The following is a 1,904-nucleotide window of genomic DNA, read 5'->3' as shown; positions in this document are numbered from 1 at the left end:
TAGCCGCCAAAACCGTACCCCGGGTAGCCTCCGTAGCCGCCATAGCCGCCGCCGTAAATCGGTCTTCTTTCATTCATGATTTATCGCTCCTTCACATAGGTTACAGTCCAGTTTATGACATGCGGAAGGAAACGTATGGGCATCCGCCCAGTTTTGGCGAAATAATCAATAATTGCTTACGGAGAAATACGATACAGGCCGACCGCATAAGCAAAATAAAAAGGCCGGAACTTATGCCGCCCCGGCCTTTTTGTCTTTATTCGCCTAAATCTACATTGTGATAAACCTGCTGTACGTCTTCGAGGTCTTCCAGCACATCGATCAGCTTTTCAAATTGAGCTTTCGCATCTTCCGGGAGCTCGACTTCATTTTGCGCAAGCATCGTCAGCTCCGCAACCGTGAACTCTTCAACGCCGGCATTTTTGAATGCCTCCTGTACGGCATGGAATTGATCAGGCTCGGCATACACGATCACACTGTCATCCTCTTCTAAAATATCGCGCACGTCCACATCAGCTTCCATCAGCAATTCCAGCGCTTCATCCGCCGTCTTGCCTTCAACGCCGATAACGGCGGTCGCATCAAACATGTAAGCGACAGACCCGCTCACACCCATATTTCCGCCGTTTTTCCCGAATGCGGCGCGCACTTCAGGCGCCGTGCGGTTTACATTATTCGTTAACGCATCAACGATGATCATTGAACCGTTCGGCCCGAAACCTTCGTAACGCAGCTCGTCAAAGTTCTCCTCCGCGCCGCCTTTCGCCTTTTCAATCGCACGCTCAATAATATTTTTCGGCACACTGTACGTCTTCGCGCGCTCAAGCACCACTTTTAACGCCTGGTTCGATTCCGGATCTGGCTCGCCTTGTTTTGCCGCCACATAAATCTCACGGCCGAACTTCGCGTAAATCCGGCTCGTATTTGCGTCCTTTGATGCTTTCTTTTCTTTAATATTGTTCCACTTACGGCCCATTTTGTTCCACTCTCTTTCACGAATTGAATCTGTATGATAAATACTCTGCTTCTATTATACCTCAGCGGTTGGGTTGTTTCGAGTGTAAGACATTAGAAAAAACAGGCACGCTTAAAATCACCGGAGCGCAGTAAGCCGAATTTGAGGGTTATTGTACAAAACATAAAAAGCCTCCCTTCATACAGGAAGGAAGTCGCAAGCCAAAAGATTCATTTTATTCTTATTACCTATTTCCTACACTGTATATCCTGACTCACGTGGTAAAATTTTGATATCGAACAAAAGAAAGGATATGATCATGAAAGTTTTCGAAGCAAACACCCTGCTGGCCGCTGCCAAACAGCGCGCGGGTGAATACAAAAAACTGCGCGGTCAAATGGTTAATCTGAAAAAAGCGTTTCAAGGTATGGCTGATCTTGGTGACGGCGATTTCTCCGGCCGGGGTGCCAATAATATCAAAGCCTTTTTCCAGGATCACGCCGGCGTCACAGACAGCTGGCTTGATCTGATCGACATGAAAATCGCATTTCTCACAAGCCTTCCCGGCAAAATCGAAGACGCCGGACTTTCCAATTCGCATGTGGAGGAATCATTTCTGAAGCACGAGCTCACCCACGCCCTCAGTAAATCAAAGGCAATTATGGAAGGGCAAAAAAAGGACATGGGGTCCATCCTCAGAGAGATCGAAGACATCATCTCGCTTGATCTGTTTTCAACCGAAAGCACAGATCAGAAGCTTTCTTCAGCTGACAAAAAAAGAAGCGAAACCATACATAAGCTCGGGAAGCTTGATCACGATCTAACGAAGGAATACACAGAAACCGAAGCGAACGAACAGTTCATTCAGGCCGACTTCCAACAGCTCCAAAACGCCACAGGCAAAGGAAAAAACGCCACTCCGCTTCACTACAATGCCAAGGCGTACCGA

General features: G+C 47.6%; 2 protein-coding genes and 1 pseudogene. 1 reads left to right on the top strand and 2 read right to left on the bottom strand.

Annotation, left to right across the window (positions count from 1 at the left end):
• Positions 1 to 77: pseudogene (locus BGM27_RS20575) on the bottom strand (spore coat protein); the annotation flags it as partial.
• Between the two features lie 179 nt (positions 78 to 256).
• Positions 257 to 976, bottom strand: a complete 720-nt coding sequence (locus tag BGM27_RS14625) for a YebC/PmpR family DNA-binding transcriptional regulator (protein ID WP_003155709.1) — start codon at positions 974 to 976, stop codon at positions 257 to 259.
• 298 nt (positions 977 to 1,274) lie between these two features.
• On the opposite strand from BGM27_RS14625, the gene BGM27_RS20570 reads away from it, so the two are divergent.
• A partial coding sequence (locus BGM27_RS20570) for a T7SS effector LXG polymorphic toxin (RefSeq protein ID WP_254122880.1) occupies positions 1,275 to 1,904 on the top strand: 630 nt, incomplete at its 3' end.

Origin of the sequence: Bacillus sp. FJAT-27001 (genome assembly GCF_019039175.1) — a bacterium.
Lineage (GTDB): Bacteria > Bacillota > Bacilli > Bacillales > Bacillaceae > Bacillus > Bacillus velezensis.
The sequence above is the reverse complement of the archived record's forward strand: the minus strand, read 5'-3'. Positions and strand labels throughout refer to the sequence as shown.